Raw genomic sequence first — 18445 nt, forward strand, 5'->3', positions numbered from 1 at the left:
TGCAGTTGCGGGGTTGAAGTCAAAAAGCTACATGATTAGTATCTTCTATGGATATCTGGACGGTCGGGACATCAAGTGCTGTACCTACTCGAGAGAGAGCTCTTGCATGTAACATGATAAATTACCAGGGAGAGAGAATTCTCTTCGATTGCGGTGAGGGCGCTCAGAGAAGAATAATGATGGACAAGCTTGGGCTAATGAAGATTGACAGAATTTTTATCAGCCACTGGCATGCCGATCACTTCTCTGGACTTCTTGGTTTGATCCAGACACTTGAGATGGAGGGAAGGGAAAGACCTCTCTATATCTACGGCCCTCCAAGAACTGAAGAATTTACTGACAGAATACTGGATACCGGCTACTTTAAACGTAGCTACGATATATTCGTAGAGGATTTAGTTGAAGGTGATGTGATTGCCGGGGACGGCTACGAAGTACATCCTTTCGAAGTTGAACACGGCGTGAACGCCTTCGGTTATGTGTTTGAAGAAAGCTCACAGATTAAGGCAAATAAGCAGAAGATGGAGAAGTTCGGACTTGAAAGCACACCAAAGATCGGAGATCTCAAAGCCGGGGAATCCATCGAATGGGAAGGCCAGACAGTCAAACCGGAGCAGGTCGTAGAGAAAGTACCTGGCCGAAAAATTGTTTACTCGGGTGATACCTCGAAATGTGACAATCTTATCAAGAATTCAGAGAATGCCGATCTCCTAATCCAAGAAGCGACCTGTCTCCATGAAGTTATTGAGGATAGAAAAAACCATACCTCTGCGAAACAGGCGGGCGAGATTGCGAGAAAAGCAGATGCCGAAAAGCTTGTACTCACCCATTTTTCTCGGAGGTACAGAGATGAAGAAGAAAAACTAAAAGAGGAAGCAGGGAAAGAATTTAAAAATGTAGAGTTAGGACAGGAAGGGAAAAGATTTGAGGTTAAACCTCACCGTCCTGAATGACTATCTTACATCTAGGTAACTCTCAACTTCCTCAACTTTTGAGGCGGGTCAACACTTTTTGAGAGAACTTCTAGATTTCTCTGAATTTTCAGTCCAAGTCAAGTTTCAGTTCTACTAGACCTCTTAATGCAGTATTTTATTTCTCTTTAGTCAGTTTTCTATCCTCACTAGGCTCAATCTCTATCTCGGCTCCCTCAAAACTATCCTTAATTTCGCCACATCTTAATCTGTCGAGAAAAACGCTGAGGGCCGCAATCTCGGAATGAGGCTGGTTTCCGACTGAGATGTTGTGGTCAACGTTTTTATAGACCCAGCGATCCACCTTTTCGGCTCCAACGATCACCAGAATATCGCCTTTACTTTCGTATTCCTGTTTCAACTCGTCTAGTTTCTCTCCTATCTTCCTTCCGTACATCGAAAGCTGTAATTTCAATCCGTCAAAATCCTTGATCTCTTTTTTCCATTCACCAGTGTATCTCAGCTCGATATCTCCACCCCACCGATCAATAATATCTCTCTGGCTCTCCATCATGTTTTCATCTTTCTCACCGGAGAAAACTATTTCATCCGCCCCCCACTGCCTTGCTGTTAGGCCAACATGAGTCGAGATTCTATCATCTCTTCCTCTTCTATGACCGAGTCTAAGGACTTTAATCATAACGAACCTTTCCTTCCCTTACCTTTAAATCTCAGAGTATGCAAGATCAGAATAATGAATTTACTTACTGAGTGGCTTAGGACGGCCAAATCAGTATTTACTTCTCCGGGAAAACATTTTCAGCAGGAACAGAGAATGAATGGTACAGATTATCCTCTCAAGTTCGCTCTTATTTCACTCGTGATTGCTGGAGTACTGGATTTCTTGGCAGGAATTATATCAGGAATCGCAGTTCCAACTGGCTCTTTGAGTTTTATTGCATTGGTAGCAGAGGTTATCCAGACAACTTTTAAGGGAATTATAGGTGTTTTCTTTCATGCTGCTTATCTCCACGTATTTGTCTACTTATTTGGAGGTAGAGGATATCAAAAGACACTGGCTGCAGCGGGGTACGCATATGCGGTACTTCCGGTGATATCGGCTATTTACTACCTAACTTTGATAGGGACAATTACAGGAATAAATATCCTTTGGTCTGTTGCAGCATTGCTGGCTATAGCTGTGTTTTTATGGGCGCTCGTGATAGAGTACCGTGCTGTTCAGAACTTTCATGGGTTAAGCTCTCTCAAGGCAGCAATGTCCATAATTTTGCCGATGGCGCTGCTTTTGCTTTTACTCATAGGAACTATTGCAGCTTCATATGCCACTTTAGCGCCCTAAGCTCACCACCATCTGAGCTTTCACACCAATTTCCACTATTCTCTTTCTCCATTCTCTAAAATAGAGCTGATTCTTTACTCTTGAAGCAAAACGTAATTAATAATTCTCCACGCGGTTTCAAGTATGGGCATTGAAGTAGAGCTTCCTGATGGATCAAAGCTAGAAGTAGATGAAAATGCGACAGTTGAAGACGTAGCGTACAAGATAGGGACAGGCCTCGGGGACGCAACAGTCGCCGGAAAAATTAATGGCAAACTTGCAGCCAGAGAGGAGGGAGTGAGCGACGGAGATGAAATTGAAATTGTCACAGATCAGAGCGACGAATATATTGATGTCCTCAGGCATTCGGCAGCACATGTATTTGCCCAGGCGCTGAAAAGAATCTACGGCGATGATGTAAAACTGACAATGGGTCCATGGACTGAAAAAGGGTTCTACTACGATATTGATGGAATAGATCTAGATCAGGAAGAGTTTCCAGAAATCGAGGAGGAAATGCAGGAAATAATTGAAGAAGACCTGGAAATCAAAAGAAAAGAAGTTTCAAGGGAGAAAGCAGAAGAATTCTTCGAAGATAACAGATACAAAAGAGAAATCCTTAAGGAAGAAGCAGGTGAAGGAAAAGAAGTTTCTTTCTACAAACAAGGAGAATTCAAGGATCTCTGTAGAGGACCTCATGTCTCCTCAACAGGCGAAATCGGAGGATTCAAACTCTTGGAGATCGCAGGAGCCTACTGGAGAGGTGATGAGGGAAATGAGATGCTTACCCGTATTTATGGAACGGCTTTTGACTCCGAAAAAGACCTAGAAGAATTCCTCGAAAGAAGAAAAGAAGCCGAAAAAAGAGATCATCGAAAGATCGGTAGAGAAATGGACCTGTTCTCAATTCCAGAACACTCGCCAGGATGCGCACACTATCACCCAAATGGGATGACTGTTAGAAGAGAACTGGAGGATTTGATCCGAAAGCGGAACGAAGAGCTAGGATATGAAGAGGTCTGGACGCCGGAACTCAACAGAAAGAACCTATGGAAGGAATCAGGCCATCTCGACTTCTTTGGTGATGAAGGAGAGTTCTTCCTATGGGAGGAAAATGATGAGGAGTACGGCCTAAAACCTATGAACTGCGCCAACCACGCCTATATCTACCAGAACCAGAAAAGAAGCTACAAGGAACTCCCGATTAAACTTTCAGAGTTCGGAACTTTGTATAGAAACGAACAGAGCGGAGAACTGTCTGGCCTTCTCCGAGTAAGAGGTATGACACAGGACGACGGCCACGCTTTCATCAGGGAAGATCAGATAGAGGGGGAACTGGTCAGAACACTCAATACTACAAGGAAAATCTATGACGAGTTCGGACTCGACGTACGTCTTGTGCTTGAGACAAAGCCTGACAACGCTCAGGGCCCTGACGAACTCTGGGAGAAAGCAGAGGGCACACTCAAGGATATACTTTCAGAAAGAGACGAGGAATACGAGATAGAGGAGGGCGAAGGATCTTTCTACGGCCCCAAAATCGGCATTGAGGCTCACGATGCGATTGGCAGAGAATGGCAGGTCGGTACGGTACAGCTTGACTTTGTTCTGCCCCGAAATCTCGATCTCACCTATGTAGGTGAAGATAATGAGGAGCACACACCAGTCATGATACACCGTGCACTCCTCGGTTCTATAGAGCGCTTCATGGGTGTCACGATAGAACACTTTGCCGGAGACTTCCCAACATGGCTTGCTCCAAAGCAGATAAGGATTCTACCGGTCTCGGATGACAGCCTAGATTATGCCCGACAAGTTCAGGAGAAGCTTTCTGATTTCCGAGTTGAAGTGGAGGATCGAAGTTGGACAGTTGGAAAGAAAATTCAGGCAGCTCACGATGATAGAGTTCCTTATATGATAATTGTTGGAGGCGATGAGGAAGAAGCAGGAGAAATCTCGGTTAGAGACCGGGAGGAAAATGAGGATCGAGGCTTCACAGTAGACGAGTTCAGGGATCATCTTGAAAAGGAAGTTGAGGAGAAAAGATTGGAGCCTGACTTCCTAAGGTAATTATTCTCATTTAATTTCTTTTCCTCTAATCCTTCTCCATTATCGCAACACCAATAAGAGTTATCTACTCAGACTCTTCTGATGGCTTCTACAGAGGTACAGACTGATGGACATATTGAGGTTATAACCGGTTCAATGTTTTCAGGTAAGACCGAGGAACTGATCAGAAGGATTGAAAGAGCTGAGATCGCCGGTCAGGATGTAAAAGTATTCAAACCCTCTATTGATGATCGTTACAGTGAGGAGGAAGTAGGCTCTCATAATGGCTCGAAATGGAAAGCCTATGTTGTAGATCAGGACGAAGATATAGACTCTGTTTTCTCCAATGTAGAGGCTGATGTAATTGCTATTGACGAGGCCAACTTTTTCGATAATTCCCTTGTTGAAAGATGTCAGCAGCTGGCAGATGGCGGAAAAAGGGTAATTGTGTCGGGTATTGACCAGACTTTCAGAGGAGAACCCTTTGAACCTGTTCCAAGTCTGATGGCATCAGCCGAGTATATTGACAAGCTGAGAGCGATCTGTACAGAATGTGGTAAACCAGCGACAAGAAACCAGAGGTTGATCAATGGCGAACCCGCTCATGCTGACGCTCCAACTGTTGATGTCGGAGGAAAGGAAAAGTATCAGGCTAGATGCAGGCACTGCCACGAACTTAAAACCGATTAAACCCGTTCAAGCTGAACCTCTAATAGTCCATTTAAAAGTTTTTGAACTAACTGTCCTTTGTATGACAACTGTATACGATGTAAAAGCAGAGCCTCTCATCAACGAGACTGCGAAGGAACTGGGGGAAAAGTTTGAAGCCCCTGAATGGACACAGTTTGTGAAAACCGGAGTTCATAAGGAAAGACCTCCACAGCAGGATAACTGGTATCACATCAGATCTGCGGCCGTTCTGAGAAAAATCTATATGGATGGACCGCTAGGAGTGTCAAAACTGAGAACTATCTACGGAGGAAACAAAAACAATGGACACGGACCAGAGCACCATGAGAAAGCATCAGGCAAAGTAATCCGAACAGCACTCCAGAATCTTGAAGAAGCAGGACTAGTTGAAGAGGAAGAAGGAGAAGGAAGAAAGATCACAGAGAAAGGACAGTCATTCCTTGACCAAAAAGCTGATGAAGTTCTAGTTTAAGTAAATCTCCGTGACAATGGAGGACGACGAACTGGAAAAACTCCGGGAAGAAAAGAGAGAGGAGATAGAAGAAAACCAGGAATCCCAGGAAGAACAGCAGAAGGAAATGGAAAAACAGGTCTGGGGAAAAGCAAAACAGTACATGACCTCAGACGCAAAAGACCGGCTATCCAACATCAAAGCCGCAGATAAAAGGAAAGCACTAAGCGTTGCCCAGCAGATCGCCCGGATGGGAGAAACAGGCCGCATCAATAAAATAGACAGTTCACAGATGAAAAATATACTCAGATCAATCGAAAACGAAAAGCAGGAAAGCCAATCGGATATAAAGTTCAGGAGGTGAACAAATTATCATGTCATCTAACAAGTCGAAAGGAAAGAAGAAAAGACTGGCAAAAGCAGCCAAGACAGCTAAATCAGCTCCAAGATGGGTATCGCTCAAGGCATTCGGACTAGGAAAAGCAAGAAAGAAATCCATCAAGCCAAGAAAGTCCCGGCACTGGAGAAGAAACGACACAGACGAGTAAAAACTTCTTTAGTCACATATTCTATCCCAAATTTTATTCTGAGGAGAAAAGAAAATGGAAATAGAAAAATACAACTACCAAGGCGATACCAACGTAGGATTCTACGCAACAGTCAACAACAGTTATGCAGTAATCCCGAGACAGTTTGAGGAGAAAGAGTACTTCCCAGAGAAAACAGTACAGACAAGGATCGCAGGAACAAACCTTGTAGGGCTATTCACCGCAGGAAACTCCAACTGCCTGCTTCTACCCGAATCAGTAAAAGAAAGGGAAGTGGAGAAGATCGAGGAATCCGGAATCAACTATCATATTCTGGACTCCATAGAAAATGCGCTCGGAAACATAATTCTAGTGAATGACAGAGGAGCAGTTATAAGTCCAGAACTTGAAGATCGGAAAAAGGAAATAGCAGAAGCACTCGGGGTTGAAGTAGAAATCGGGGAAATCGGTTCAATCGAGAACCCCGGAGTATGCGGCGTAGTAAACTCAAAGGGAGCAGTAATCCATCGAGATGCCTCAACGGAGGAGGCTGAACATGTTAAAGAAGTGCTGCAGCTGGAAGACATCAACATCGGAACAATCAATATGGGGTCTCCATATATTGGCTCAGGATCAGTTGCTTCCGATGACTTCATTCTCGTAGGTCACGATACAACGGGCCCCGAAATCGGAAGACTGGACAGGGTGACGGTAGAAAGAGATTAAACTGAATTTAGTCTTATTCTCCCGACTCTTGGGGAACTTCACCAAAGCGGGCATAGCCGCAACGAATGGGTTTAAAAAGTTGAGAGCGACTCTATTCAGTATGACAACTTATAGATTCTCAGGTGAAATAGATCTCGGGAGAGATAGTCCGGTCTTTGAAAGAGAAGTAAATGCTGAAAGCGAGAAACAGGCGGAAGATAAGCTTTATTCCCAGTTGGGAAGCGAGCACTCGCTGAATAGAGAAAAAATTACTGTAGAAGAAATGGAGGAGGTCTAATTTCTATGCCAGAACAACAGCAGGCTCAGCAGCAGATGCAGCAGTACCAGCAGATCCAGCAGCAGATGGAAGAGGTTGAAGATTTCATTGAGCAGGTACAGGGAAACATCGAGGAAATGGATGAAACTATGAAAGCAATCAACCAGCTGGAAGACCAGGAAACCGGAAGCGAAATTCTGGTTCCTATCGGTTCAGGCGTGTTTGTAACCGGGAAACTTAAAGAAAATGACAAGGTAGTCACCAACATCGGGGGAGAAGCCTTTGAGAAGAAAGATTTGGACTCTGCTGAAACATTGATTCATGACAAGAAAGACGAATTCGAAGATACAAAAGAAGAACTTCACTCCACGATGCAAGAACTCCAGCAGCAGATGCAGCAGATCCAACAGCAGATCCAACAGCAGAGACAGGGAGCAGCTGAAGAATAAGGAAGATGCTTGGAAAGTTCAAGGACTCGGTTAAAGAATTCTCTGAAAATGTCAAATCAACAGTCGCAGAGAAAGAACTTGATGAAGAAACCCTTGATCCACTTCTGGATGAACTTAGACTAAAGCTTCTGCAGAATAATGTTTCTCTCGAGGCTTCGGAGGCAATTGAGGAAGAACTGAGAAGCCAGCTTCTAGGAGAAAAGGTTAAGAGAGGTTCAACCGAGGAAAAGGTAAATAATGCGGTTAAAGAAACATTGCTTGAACTTCTAGATGACGGCTTTGATTTTGAAGCAGAACTGAATGATATAGAAGAACAACCACCTGTAGTTTTCATGGTGGGATTCAACGGCTCGGGAAAGACAACTACCGCTGCTAAGCTAGCTCAAAAACTGGGCAGGAATAGTAGAGAAGTTGTTCTCGGAGCAGGCGATACATTTCGAGCGGCTTCAATTGAACAGCTGGAGGAACATGGTGATGAACTCGGAGTGGAAGTTGTCTCACATGAGTACGAATCAGATCCGGCAGCAGTAGCATATGACGCAGTCGAGCACGCAGAGAAGGAAGATAAAACTGCTCTGATAGATACGGCGGGTCGATCCCATTCAGATGAGAACCTTATGGGTGAGCTTGAGAAGATGATCCGGATAAACGATCCTGATGTAACTTTTCTCGTTGTTGATGCGCTTTCAGGAAACGATGTTTTAGAGCAGTCGGAGGCATACGAAGGTATGTTCGATGCCGTAATTGTCACCAAAATGGATATTGACGAGAACGGCGGCGCAATAATATCAATTTCAGAGAGAAGCGGTAAACCAGTTGCCTATATTGGAACGGGACAGGGTTATGAAGATATTGAAGACTTTGATAAAGAAAAGTTTGTGGAAGAGATTATTGAGTAGAAACCAGTTTTCTTTGGCAAGTTCAAGAAGAATTAGTTAACTGTATGCCTTCTGTTCGTCTAGCCGTTTCTGCATTGATTCTTCCAGTTGCTGTAGCTTGGCTTTTAGAGGTTCGAGATCCTCTTCGAAATCGTCCATTTTTATCTGTTCTTTCCTGCTGTCTTGCTGAATTCTTTCCTTTCTCATCTTGGACATCAAATGATTGATCTCAGCTACAAACTGTTCATATTCTTTCATCTGTGCTTCAATGTATGATATTTCCTCGGTGAATTCTTCCCGAAGCTCCTCAGTTACCTCGTCCTTAAGCTCTTCTTTCATCTGTTTCTTTTCTACTCCGAAAGTCTGCCTCACCGTTCTGTAGAATTTCTCCATTCCCATCAAAATCAGCCTGTAATTACTAGTTAATCGTAAAACTCTTTTAAGTCTTGTGTTGTTCTAGATGTTCTCCGGTACTACCACTCCTGAATGGGTGTACTGGTTCTGTGAGTAGAAACGGGCTGTTATAGCGCCTACAACAGCATCAAACTCACGGGAAGAACCAATATTTGAAGTATCAACTCCGAGCGACTCAACTGAGTCATCACTGTTTAAACTGAGTTCCCTGGAGCTGATAAATGGGTCGAAACGGATGATTTCCGGAGGATTATCCATATGATGTTTTATAGATCTCTCTATCGCTCTTGTTGTCTCCACCTTCTTCTTTTCATTATTAGAGGGAGTGAAACTATAGCCTTCCTCTTTCAGTTCTTCCTCATCCTGTGTTAGATTATCTCCATTTAATTCGGTACCACAGTTAATCGCTAGAATTTCCGGATTTCTATCCACTATCATATCTATCAATTCTTCTGTATTGTTTATCGAAAATGTTTCTGTACTACTGTCTCCTATGAATGCCAGTGATGACTTGTTCCCCTTTCTTGATGCCAGCATCAGTCCTGCAATCATTTTTTCCTAACTTCTACAGCGTTCTTTTCATTTTCACCGAACTCTATTAGCGACCGGTTTTCCTCCGCTGATTTCGTTATCTCTTCTTTCCTGATTTTCTCCTCAACTATATCGAGGAAGTCATTCAATGCCTTGTTGTAGTCTTGTGGTTTCTCGTAGAAGCTGAAAGTACCTGCACGATTTATCATGCTCAATCGAGCATTCAGTTTCCTTGCCTCCTTTATTTCTGAAAACCTATCCTCCTCAGCGTTTATTATGAGGGAGAGGTTATCGGTCTCCACCATATCTTTATTCATAAATGACTCTATATCACTGTAATCAGGCACGTCAAGCTCTCTGACAAACTCTTTTAGAACTCTGTAATCAGTGTATCTCGAGAAAAGACTTTTTCTTAACATTTTAGGATTTCTCTTCGCCATCGCCCAGAAACCCCTGTAAACAGCTTTTGGAGGTAAATTATTTGATCCAAAACCTGTCATGATTGTGGTCTGAACAGATTCATGTCCGCTCAGAGAGCTTATAACAGAGTTTCCGACCGGATTTGATACGAGGACGGCGTTCTGTATACTTTCCTGTTCTAGCACTGCTTCCAGACCTTTTCTTTCTCCTACAAAATCTCTGTAGCTCTCTGTGGGCTGAAATGCAATAGTTCTGTACTTCTTGGAGAAATAACGCAGCTGGTTCTCCCATAGACCTGAGTTAAAGCCTCCTGGAGCAAATATCAGCTGTATATTTGAATCCATCTCTGCCTCTGCGTACTGGATGTTCTCTCCGTTAATTCTCCTCAGTGAGAAATCCATGTAATCATGATTGGGGCATCAAACTCTTATATCAATTTAATGAGAACTCTGGACTATGGATACAAGACTGGTAGCACTAGGGCTTGTGGGAGCGGTAGCAGGTATTGCAGCTTTCCAGGTCTACGAGACAGCGGGGATACTATCAGCTGTAACAGTACTGATTTTCTGTACTTGGGTCCTTTTCAAACTTAGAAGTCCTTTAGGAGTCTGGAACTCGGTTTCAACGCTTTTAAATCCGTTCATCAGCTTCTTCAACATATATCTGATATCATTTACATATCTCTCGCTTCAAGGACACCGGTTTGCGTACTCGGCTTACAGATCGCTGGGATTTGCGCTTCTTGGAACAGCGCTTTCAATGCTGATTTACAAGTACTGGAACATCTAGGTAAACCATTTATGCCTTAGCCCAGAATGGTAGAACATGTTTGACAAAATCAAAGAATCGGTTCAGAAGTTCTCTTCAAAGAGTGTAGCGGATGAAGAAGCAGTAAATCAGCTGGTAAAAGATATACAGAGAGACCTCATCAGGGCGGATGTGGATGTATCTCTCGTATCCGAACTGAGTGACGAGATAAGGGAGGAGGCGCTGAGAGAAGACTTACCGAAAGGATTAAGCCGCAAAGAGCATGTTCTGGAGATAGTTTACAACAAGCTGGAAGAACTGCTCGGAGAAGAGGCAGAAGTAGAGATAGAACCGAAAACCATTCTTTTATGCGGTCTATACGGTGCAGGTAAGACAACGACCGCAGGTAAGATAGCCGATTTCTATAGGAAAAGAGAGCTTAAACCTGGGCTTGTATGCGCTGACACGGATCGCCCTGCCGCGTACGACCAGCTAAAGCAGATAGCCGAAGATATTGGTGCGGAGTTCTATGGGGAGAAACATGCTGAAGATCCTTTAGAAGTGGTTAGAAACGGTAGAGAAGAGCTCAATGTCGATGTACTTGTAGTTGATTCGGCTGGTCGAAACTCGCTTAACGAGAATTTAAGAAAAGAGCTATCAGAGATTGATGAGGTGCTGGAGCCTGAGGACAAGTATCTTGTGATGCCTGCGGATATAGGTCAGAGCGCTCGCGATCAGGCAGAAAGTTTCAACGAAGCGGTCGGTATAAACGGAGTTGTAGTAACAAAAATGGATTCCTCTGCTAAAGGTGGTGGTGCATTGGTTGCCTGCCAGAGATCAGGAGCCTCAGTCAATTTTATTGGAACTGGTGAGCAGATGGATGATCTTAAGGTCTATGATCCGGTCGACTTTGTCTCGGACATGTTGGGGCAGCCAGATCTTGGATCACTTCTTGAGAAGATAGAAGAAATGGATACAGATCCAGAGGATATCTTGGAGGGAGAGTTCACCCTGAAAGACTTCCAAGACCAGATGGAGTCTGTAACCGGTTCAGGTATGATGGAGGAGATGATGCAGCAGCTACCTATCGGCGGAAACCAGATACCGGATAATATAAGCAACCTGACCGAGGGTAAGATCGGAAGCTACTCGGTTATAATGGATTCGATGACTAATGAGGAGATGAAAGATCCTTCTATTATCAGCAAGTCTAGATCGGAGAGAATAGCGGAAGGTTCTGGAACCACGAGAGGAGAGGTTAGAGAGCTAATCAAGCATTACCGACAGACCAAGAACATGGTTGATAAGTTCGATAAGGGATCGATGAAGAGAGGAAATATGCAAGATATGTTTCAGAAGCTGGGGATGTGAATATCAATATTGCTCTTGTTCGCATTGAGGTCTTCAAACTCTTCTTGGCTGTAGAACTTTTGGTTACCCAGTTTTTTCTCCATCAATTCCTCTTTTTCAAGAAACTCTTTCTCAACTTCTTCATCTACTTTTGAAAGCTTATTGTGGGCGATATCGGAGGAAATCCTTATGTTTTCAAGGACTGCAATCCATTTGCTTGGTATCGAGAATTCTGCCTTGGATACTACACGGGTTAGCCCAAGTAAGGCTAATAGAGACTTTCTATACGCTTTTTCTGCAGTCTTTTTCATCCTTTATTGTGTATAATGTCACTCCTCATACTAATCCGTAGCCCCCGTATCTGTAAGTGTTAAGCGGCGCCATATAAAGATTGTCGGAATGTTTTAATCCTCAACTTACAATGGTGGTGTATGATAGCAGTAATCTCTGATTCACATGTTCCAAACCGGGCACCTGAAATACCGAAAAAGATAATCGAGAAAATTGAGGAAGCTGAACTAGTGATTCACTGTGGAGATCTTGCGACTGAAAAAGTATATCAGGAACTGGAACAGTTCAATGAAAATCTAATCTTGGTCAAGGGTAACTGTGATTTCTTCGACCTTCCTAGCTCCGAGACCTTTGATAGAAAAGGCATAATATTTGGAGTATATCACGGTACAGGTATTACGCCTAGAGGGGACCATGAAACACTTCTCGACATAGCCAGAAACAAGCTAGAAGCAGACATACTCCTTCACGGTCATACCCACCAGGAGGAAATCCTCCGAGAAGATGATGCCCTGCTACTGAATCCAGGTTCATGCACCGGAGTAGGCGGAGGCTCGGCACGCCCCTCCAAACCGACCATGATAGAGATTGGGATAGAGGATGAGCTCGAGATAAAACTTCTAAAACTGGAAGAGGAAGAGATGAAGGTCGAGAGAAAGGAAAGCTATCCGTTGCAGGAGTTTAAAAATCCGAAGAGAGAGTGATTGTTTGTAAAATTCATTAAGCTGAATTCCAGGATGATGTATCCCTTTTGTCTCTGTGGAAAATAGAAAGCAGGGCTTTTCAGGTCACAGCTATTTGACAGCTTCAAGAAATCCCTTCTAAAATAGCTTTCACTATATAAAAATAGGACTGAAGTCTTTGCTGTATGTACACGGTTCAGGAAAAACGGGACTTACTTCTCGAAGAAGATCTATGTGATCACTGTCTGGGAAGACAGTTCGCTAAACTTGGGCATGGACTGGAAAACTATGAGAGAGGTGCAATAATTCGGGAAAAAGATGAGGTCAACGAGAACTCTTTCTCAAGAGATAATATTCCGGAAGGAGCTGAACTTGGAGGCTCGTGTCATGTCTGCCAAGAAGTTTTTGAGAAGATGGATCACTGGGTTGAACTGGTTGAAGACTCATTTGAGAGATATGAACTGGACACTTTTCTAATCGGTATAAGACCTCCAAGCGATGTTCTGAAAGCAGAGGAGGAACTATGGGAGGAGTACGGCCTTGAATGGGTTGAACCTATCAAGACCGAGCTATCCCGGTTGATAGGGAAAAGGCTTGAGGAAGAACTGAGGATAGAGGTTGATTTCAAACGGCCCGATATTAATGCGATAATCGAAATGGAGGAATCAAAAGACCGTGTGGAAATGCAGGTCAACTCTCTACTGATCTACGGTCAGTACAACAAATACTCCCGAGAAATTCCGCAGACAGAATGGCACTGCCGCAATTGCAGGGGTGACGGATGTGATGAATGTGACTGGACCGGCAAACAGTATCCTACTTCTGTGCAGGAGGAAATACAGGATCCCTTCATGAGAGAGACAAAAGGTATAGAGGCAAAGTTTCATGGAGGAGGCCGAGAAGATGTGAATGCTCGATGTCTTGGGAAGCGGGAGTTTGTACTTGAAATAATTGAGCCTCTTAACCGTCACCTTGATCTAGATGAGCTCCAAGAAGGGGTTAATGATTCCACGGATAAGATTGAGGTTTTTGAACTTCAGTTCACTCATAAAGACAAAGCAGCTGATATCAAGCAGAAACATGCCGACAAGGAGTATAAAGCATTTATTGAAACTGAGGAAGAGATATCAGAGGAGGACATACAAAATATATCAGAAGTTGTTGGAGAGATAAAACAGGATACTCCGGAAAGAGTCGAGCACAGAAGAGCGGATAAGACCCGTGAAAGAGAGGTGTATGAGGCCAGTTGGGAGAGAACCGGTAACAAAGAGTTCGAGTTAACAGTCAAGGCAGAAGCTGGAACATATATCAAGGAACTTATTCACGGAGATGAGGGCAGAACGCAGCCTAATATCTCAGATTTGATAGGAACTCCGGCCGAATGTGTGCAGCTGGATGTCACATGGATAGAAAAATAACCGTTCACTGAACTACTTTAAAAAGATTTAGCGTAGCATACCTTTTCATAGGTGAACACTTAATGAACAAAAATCAAGGATTTTCAGTACAAGCAGAAAATAACCGCAGGTGACTTTCAAGTGGCACAGAAATCCAGTGGATCACAGCAGGGAGCGAGGAAAAAGCTCTCCAAAGACGGAAGAAAGAAACCAACGGTGAATGATCACTTTAAGGAGTTTGAAGAGGAAGAGAAAGCACTTCTCAAGATCAATCCATCAGTTCAGGAAGGAAGAGTTCATACCCGTTACCATGGGAGAACAGTTGAAGTAACAGGGGAGAAAGGAGATTCCTATGAGGTAAAGTTCGAGGATCAGGGAAAAGAAAAAACTCTGTATATCAAACCAATCCATCTGGAGAAAATTGAGGGATAAGCATGGAAGTAAAAGATGAAGAATACATCTACCCGGCAGAGGCGCTGGAAGCACTTGAAAACAAAGATGAAGAAGAACTTGTCCATGAACAGAAAATCGCACTGGAAAATCTTACACGTCACACAAAAGTGAAAGACCTTGAAACACTTCAAGAGCTTAACGAAGAGCTTTCTGAAATTGAATCACTTAAGCAGAAACATGTCTACAAACTGCTGGAAGTCGTTCCACAGCACGAATCAACAGTTAGAGCCGTATTCTCAAAGGAGAGAGTAAAACTGGAAGACTCCGAAATAGAGGATATTCTGGATATCTGTCATTCAGTTGAGACAGAATAACGGCGGTAAGCTTTTAACTTACAACTTCTCTTTTGTTTCATACCTAGAAGAGAAAAAATGAGCGGAAAAGATGAACACATAAAGGTCCTGGACTTCCTTGAACACGGAAGATCGGGCGAAAAAGACGAGCCCATAGCGCAGGGATTAGGAACAGAGAATTTCAACCTTCTAGAAGTTGTGATGCGTGAGGATGAAAGACCGAAAGGAGGAGAAGAAATCTACATTGGTGAAGGAGAAAGAGAAAAGGTAAAGTACATCAAGACCAAGCTAGAATATGATGACCTGACCGGAAGCGCAAGAAGCGAGATGAAGTACGTGCTCAACGCCCTGGTAAACGAGCAGGAAGACGAATTCGTTGAGTTCTTCAACGAGGCAACACCTGTGACACCTAGAAGACACGCATTTGAACTTCTACCAGGAATCGGAAGCAAACATATGCAGAGGCTTCTGGACGAAAGAGAGAAAGGCGACTTCGAGAGCTTTGAGGATATCAAGGATAGGGTCTCCAGCCTTCCGGAACCAAAAAAAGTGGTCAAAGATAGAATTATAGAGGAGCTGAAGGGCGACGTCAAGACAAACCTCTTCATCTCCTGAAAAATAATTTTTCTCAGCTGAAATAATGGATACAGAAAAAACACTCAGAGAGCTTGGAATAAAGCCGGTTAAAGGCCAGAACTTTCTGATCTCCGAAATAATAGTTGAGGCACTTGTCGAAGCCGGAGAGGTAGAGGATAAGCAAGTACTGGAAATAGGCGCCGGGACAGGCGCAATAACATCGAAGCTCTCCAAGAAGGCAGAGAAAGTCTATGCGGTCGAGAACAACTCGGTGCTCGCAAACCATCTAAAAGAGGAGTTCGTTAGTCTGAATCTGGAGGTCGTTGAAGAAGATATTCTTGAATACGACTTCGAGAATATTGACCGCTGTGTCGCAAACATCCCATTCCATCTCTCTTCAGAAATTATCGAGGAACTAGGCCAGAAACAGGTGCAGAGCGCACTTATAATACAGGAAGATCTGGCGGATAGAATAGTTGCGGAGCCAGGGGAACCAGATTACGGAAGATTCACAGTTCTCGTCAACTACTACTTTATCCCGGTTAAACTGAGAAAAGTTCCGGCATCGAGCTTCAAACCTGCGCCCGATGTAAATGCTGCGATAATCAAACTGTATCCAAACAGGGACAGGCATGGAGTGGAGAACGAGGATTTCTTCTTCAAGATTGTCAGAGCTTTATTCACACACAAAGGGAAGAAGACAAGGAATGCGTTTGTCGACGCCCGGCATATTCTGGATATCACCAAAGATGAGGCGAAGAATCTCAGAGATGAACTACCTAACTCTGAGAAAAGAGTGAACAATCTGAAGATCATAGAGCTGAAGGAGATCGCCGATTTTCTTCAGGATAGAATCTAAGGATTGATCAACCATTTCATATTTATTTCCAGTTGATCGAAATATGTTATGACGAAGTGGATTTTCGTTACAGGGGGAGTTCTTTCAGGTCTAGGAAAAGGACTGGTAAGCGCAAGTATTTCAAAACTTCTACAGCTCCGGGAACAGGAAGTTGTTCCGATTAAGTGTGACGGCTACCTGAATGTTGATCCCGGGACGATGAATCCTCACGAACACGGCGAAGTATTCGTCTTGGAGGATGGTACTGAGGTCGACATGGATTTCGGCCACTATGAGAGATTTCTCGGCATTGAAACAAAAGGAGATTGGAATCTGACCTCGGGAAAAATGCTCCAGAATGTAATAGAGAGGGAGAGGAAAGGTGAGTACCTCGGGAAGACCGTTCAGATGGTTCCTCATGTAACCGATGAGATAAAGAACAGCTGGAAGGAGTCTGCTAAAGAGGAGAATACGGATACCGTTATAATTGAAATTGGTGGTACGGTCGGTGATATGGAGAACCAGTTCTACCTTGAGGCGGCTAGACAGATGCGTTCCGAACTTCCAGAGGAAGATACCTACCTAATTCATACTACACTGGTTCCCTATCTGGAGACAACCGGAGAGCAGAAAACTAAACCAACACAGCACTCTGTGAGAGACTTGAGGGAGGTAGGACTTGAGCCAGATATGATAGTTGGTAGAAGCAAAGATTTGCTGGAAGAATCTGTTCAGGAGAAGATAGCACTTTTCTGCGATGTTGATCAGCGGGAAGTGGTGTCCGATCCTAACGTAGACACAGTGTATAGGCTGCCGATACTTTTCGACGAGCAGAACGCCGATAAGATGATATCGGAGAAGCTGGAGTTACCGGAGAGAACTTCCGGCCTCGGTGAATGGAAGACGCGGGTTGAAAATCTTGCATCAGAATCCATTGCCTCCGTAGCCATATTCGGAAAATACACAGCGATGAATGACTCCTACGCATCAATCGAAGAAGCATTAAAACATGCCTCTGCCGAGCTCGGAGGCTCAGTGAAGATAGATTACAAGGATGCGGAGAATCTGCAACTGAAAAACATAGATGATTATGACGGTATAATCATTCCTGGCGGATTTGGTTCTAGAGGAGTTGAAGGGAAGATGGAGGTAATACGTTACTGCCGGGAGAATGAGATACCGATTCTTGGTTTGTGTTACGGTATGCAGTTAATGGTGATCGAGTATCTCAGGAATTTCAAGGGAATGGATGCGGTCTCGGAAGAGTTCGAGAACGGTGAGGAACGCAAGGTTATTGCGGAGCTTCCAGGCCAGAAAGATATAGAGGAGATGGGAGGAACCATGAGGCTTGGAGCCTACGAAGCCGAAGTAGAAGGGAAGATTAAGGAAATATATGGATCTGAAAGAGCTGTAGAACGCCACAGACATAGATACGAGGTGAATCCAGAGTACCATGACAAGCTTCAGAATGGCAATATAAGAATTTCAGGATTCTCCACCGAGAACAAAGATCTCGCCGAGTATCTAGAAAAAAGGGATCACCCGTTCTTTATCGGAACGCAGGCACACCCCGAGTTCACTTCAAGCTTTGAGGAACCAAATCCTCTCTACCTCGAGTTCGTAAAACAGATCAGTAAATGACAGTTTACAAACCAGATGAGGATTCATTTCTTTTGAAAAACTATGTATCAGAACTGGATCTTGAGGGAAAGAAAGCTCTTGATATGGGAACGGGTTCAGGCGTCATAGCTCTGGAGATGGCAAGTAAAGGAGCTGAAGCCACAGCTATTGACATTAACCCTGAGGCTGTAGAGAAGGTTTCTAGGAAATCAAAGGAGGAAGGTCTGGAAATTCAAGTTATTGAGTCAGATCTATTTGAGAACTTGGGTGAAAGATTTGATCTGATAGTATTTAACCCTCCTTATCTTCCAGGAGAAGAAACTGATGATGATAGAATTTGGTGCGGAGGAAAAAAGGGAACTGAGCTAACTGAAAGATTTCTGGATAAAGTTGATGACTACCTCAAAGAGGACGGATACGCATTAGTTGTTCTCTCAAGCAGAGCTAATTATGAAAAAGTCATTGACGGTTACAAACTTAATATAGTGGAATCTAAAGAGTTATGGTTTGAAACTCTCTACGTTGCGCTCTACAAGTAGATTTTTTAACTACACAA

At 43.7% G+C, this 18445-nt stretch carries 26 protein-coding genes; 21 read left to right on the plus strand and 5 right to left on the minus strand.

The features are described 5' to 3' along the window. Positions 1 to 47: 47 nt before the first annotated feature. On the plus strand, positions 48 to 953 hold the full coding sequence (gene rnz, locus BRC29_02720) for a ribonuclease Z (protein PSG99018.1): 906 nt from the start codon (positions 48 to 50) through the stop codon (positions 951 to 953). A gap of 136 nt (positions 954 to 1089) precedes the next feature. Here rnz and BRC29_02725 read toward each other — a convergent pair whose 3' ends face one another. Next, positions 1090 to 1611 (minus strand): tRNA (cytidine(56)-2'-O)-methyltransferase, encoded by a 522-nt coding sequence (locus BRC29_02725; protein PSG99019.1) that lies wholly within the window; start codon positions 1609 to 1611, stop codon positions 1090 to 1092. Here BRC29_02725 and BRC29_02730 point away from each other — a divergent pair. From BRC29_02730 to ftsY, 10 genes are all read left to right on the plus strand, one after another. Next, a complete protein-coding gene (locus tag BRC29_02730) occupies positions 1552 to 2271 on the plus strand; it encodes a hypothetical protein (protein PSG99020.1) in 720 nt (239 codons plus the stop codon). The genes BRC29_02725 and BRC29_02730 overlap by 60 nt on opposite strands. Before the next feature lie 123 nt (positions 2272 to 2394). Beyond that, entirely contained in the window at positions 2395 to 4320 is a 1926-nt protein-coding gene (locus BRC29_02735; GenBank protein ID PSG99021.1) for a threonine--tRNA ligase, read from the plus strand. Positions 4321 to 4401: 81 nt separating this feature from the next. Further along, positions 4402 to 4989 carry a thymidine kinase gene (locus BRC29_02740; GenBank protein ID PSG99022.1) on the plus strand — a complete coding sequence of 196 codons (588 nt, stop codon included), beginning with the start codon at positions 4402 to 4404 and terminating at the stop codon, positions 4987 to 4989. 61 nt (positions 4990 to 5050) lie between these two features. Further along, positions 5051 to 5461 carry a 30S ribosomal protein S19e gene (locus tag BRC29_02745; GenBank protein ID PSG99023.1) on the plus strand — a complete coding sequence of 137 codons (411 nt, stop codon included), beginning with the start codon at positions 5051 to 5053 and terminating at the stop codon, positions 5459 to 5461. Positions 5462 to 5477: 16 nt separating this feature from the next. Further along, entirely contained in the window at positions 5478 to 5804 is a 327-nt protein-coding gene (locus BRC29_02750; protein ID PSG99024.1) for a hypothetical protein, read from the plus strand. 10 nt (positions 5805 to 5814) lie between these two features. Next, complete coding sequence (gene rpl39e, locus BRC29_02755; protein PSG99025.1) at positions 5815 to 5988, plus strand: 50S ribosomal protein L39e; 174 nt, start codon at positions 5815 to 5817, stop codon at positions 5986 to 5988. 54 nt (positions 5989 to 6042) lie between these two features. Continuing rightward, a complete protein-coding gene (locus BRC29_02760) occupies positions 6043 to 6693 on the plus strand; it encodes a translation initiation factor IF-6 (GenBank protein PSG99026.1) in 651 nt (216 codons plus the stop codon). Positions 6694 to 6793: 100 nt separating this feature from the next. After that, positions 6794 to 6970: a 50S ribosomal protein L18a gene (locus BRC29_02765; protein PSG99027.1), complete on the plus strand. Its 177-nt coding sequence runs from the start codon at positions 6794 to 6796 to the stop codon at positions 6968 to 6970. 5 nt (positions 6971 to 6975) lie between these two features. Then, entirely contained in the window at positions 6976 to 7398 is a 423-nt protein-coding gene (gene pfdA / locus BRC29_02770; GenBank protein PSG99028.1) for a prefoldin subunit alpha, read from the plus strand. A 5-nt stretch (positions 7399 to 7403) separates the two neighbouring features. Continuing rightward, the gene (gene ftsY, locus BRC29_02775) at positions 7404 to 8297 is read left to right on the plus strand and encodes a signal recognition particle-docking protein FtsY (GenBank protein PSG99029.1); all 894 of its coding nucleotides are present in this window, start codon (positions 7404 to 7406) and stop codon (positions 8295 to 8297) included. 36 nt (positions 8298 to 8333) lie between these two features. Here the strand turns inward: ftsY and BRC29_02780 are convergent, their stop codons facing one another. From BRC29_02780 to BRC29_02790, 3 genes are read right to left on the minus strand one after another with little or no spacing between them, the layout of a single operon-like run. After that, complete coding sequence (locus tag BRC29_02780; protein ID PSG99030.1) at positions 8334 to 8675, minus strand: hypothetical protein; 342 nt, start codon at positions 8673 to 8675, stop codon at positions 8334 to 8336. 57 nt (positions 8676 to 8732) lie between these two features. Further along, entirely contained in the window at positions 8733 to 9242 is a 510-nt protein-coding gene (locus BRC29_02785) for a hypothetical protein (GenBank protein PSG99031.1), read from the minus strand. Continuing rightward, on the minus strand, positions 9239 to 10042 hold the full coding sequence (locus BRC29_02790) for a hypothetical protein (GenBank protein ID PSG99032.1): 804 nt from the start codon (positions 10040 to 10042) through the stop codon (positions 9239 to 9241). The genes BRC29_02785 and BRC29_02790 overlap by 4 nt, the downstream gene beginning before the upstream one ends. A gap of 55 nt (positions 10043 to 10097) precedes the next feature. On the opposite strand from BRC29_02790, the gene BRC29_02795 reads away from it, so the two are divergent. After that, positions 10098 to 10430, plus strand: coding sequence for a hypothetical protein (locus tag BRC29_02795; GenBank protein ID PSG99033.1), 333 nt, complete (start codon positions 10098 to 10100; stop codon positions 10428 to 10430). Positions 10431 to 10466: 36 nt separating this feature from the next. Continuing rightward, entirely contained in the window at positions 10467 to 11759 is a 1293-nt protein-coding gene (locus BRC29_02800) for a signal recognition particle protein Srp19 (GenBank protein ID PSG99034.1), read from the plus strand. Here the strand turns inward: BRC29_02800 and BRC29_02805 are convergent. After that, positions 11741 to 12049 carry a hypothetical protein gene (locus BRC29_02805; GenBank protein ID PSG99035.1) on the minus strand — a complete coding sequence of 103 codons (309 nt, stop codon included), beginning with the start codon at positions 12047 to 12049 and terminating at the stop codon, positions 11741 to 11743. The genes BRC29_02800 and BRC29_02805 overlap by 19 nt on opposite strands. A gap of 120 nt (positions 12050 to 12169) precedes the next feature. Here BRC29_02805 and BRC29_02810 point away from each other — a divergent pair, with 120 nt between their 5' ends. The 8 genes from BRC29_02810 (at position 12170) to BRC29_02845 (ending at position 18428) form a co-directional block, all read left to right on the plus strand. After that, complete coding sequence (locus BRC29_02810; GenBank protein ID PSG99036.1) at positions 12170 to 12733, plus strand: YfcE family phosphodiesterase; 564 nt, start codon at positions 12170 to 12172, stop codon at positions 12731 to 12733. Between the two features lie 164 nt (positions 12734 to 12897). Further along, positions 12898 to 14130, plus strand: a complete 1233-nt coding sequence (locus tag BRC29_02815; GenBank protein ID PSG99037.1) for a tRNA pseudouridine(54/55) synthase Pus10 — start codon at positions 12898 to 12900, stop codon at positions 14128 to 14130. 72 nt (positions 14131 to 14202) lie between these two features. Further along, the gene (locus BRC29_02820) at positions 14203 to 14541 is read left to right on the plus strand and encodes a 50S ribosomal protein L21e (GenBank protein ID PSG99038.1); all 339 of its coding nucleotides are present in this window, start codon (positions 14203 to 14205) and stop codon (positions 14539 to 14541) included. 2 nt (positions 14542 to 14543) lie between these two features. Further along, on the plus strand, positions 14544 to 14876 hold the full coding sequence (locus BRC29_02825) for a hypothetical protein (protein PSG99039.1): 333 nt from the start codon (positions 14544 to 14546) through the stop codon (positions 14874 to 14876). Between the two features lie 57 nt (positions 14877 to 14933). Then, on the plus strand, positions 14934 to 15470 hold the full coding sequence (locus BRC29_02830; protein ID PSG99040.1) for a DUF655 domain-containing protein: 537 nt from the start codon (positions 14934 to 14936) through the stop codon (positions 15468 to 15470). Between the two features lie 25 nt (positions 15471 to 15495). Continuing rightward, entirely contained in the window at positions 15496 to 16290 is a 795-nt protein-coding gene (gene rsmA, locus BRC29_02835; GenBank protein PSG99041.1) for a ribosomal RNA small subunit methyltransferase A, read from the plus strand. A 48-nt stretch (positions 16291 to 16338) separates the two neighbouring features. Continuing rightward, positions 16339 to 17910, plus strand: coding sequence for a CTP synthetase (pyrG, locus tag BRC29_02840; protein ID PSG99042.1), 1572 nt, complete (start codon positions 16339 to 16341; stop codon positions 17908 to 17910). Next, the gene (locus BRC29_02845) at positions 17907 to 18428 is read left to right on the plus strand and encodes a hypothetical protein (GenBank protein ID PSG99043.1); all 522 of its coding nucleotides are present in this window, start codon (positions 17907 to 17909) and stop codon (positions 18426 to 18428) included. Before pyrG ends, BRC29_02845 begins: the two co-directional genes overlap by 4 nt. Positions 18429 to 18445: the final 17 nt, after the last annotated feature.

Source organism: Nanohaloarchaea archaeon SW_7_43_1, assembly GCA_003009795.1.
In the GTDB taxonomy this organism is placed as follows: domain Archaea; phylum Nanohalarchaeota; class Nanosalinia; order Nanosalinales; family Nanosalinaceae; genus SW-4-43-9.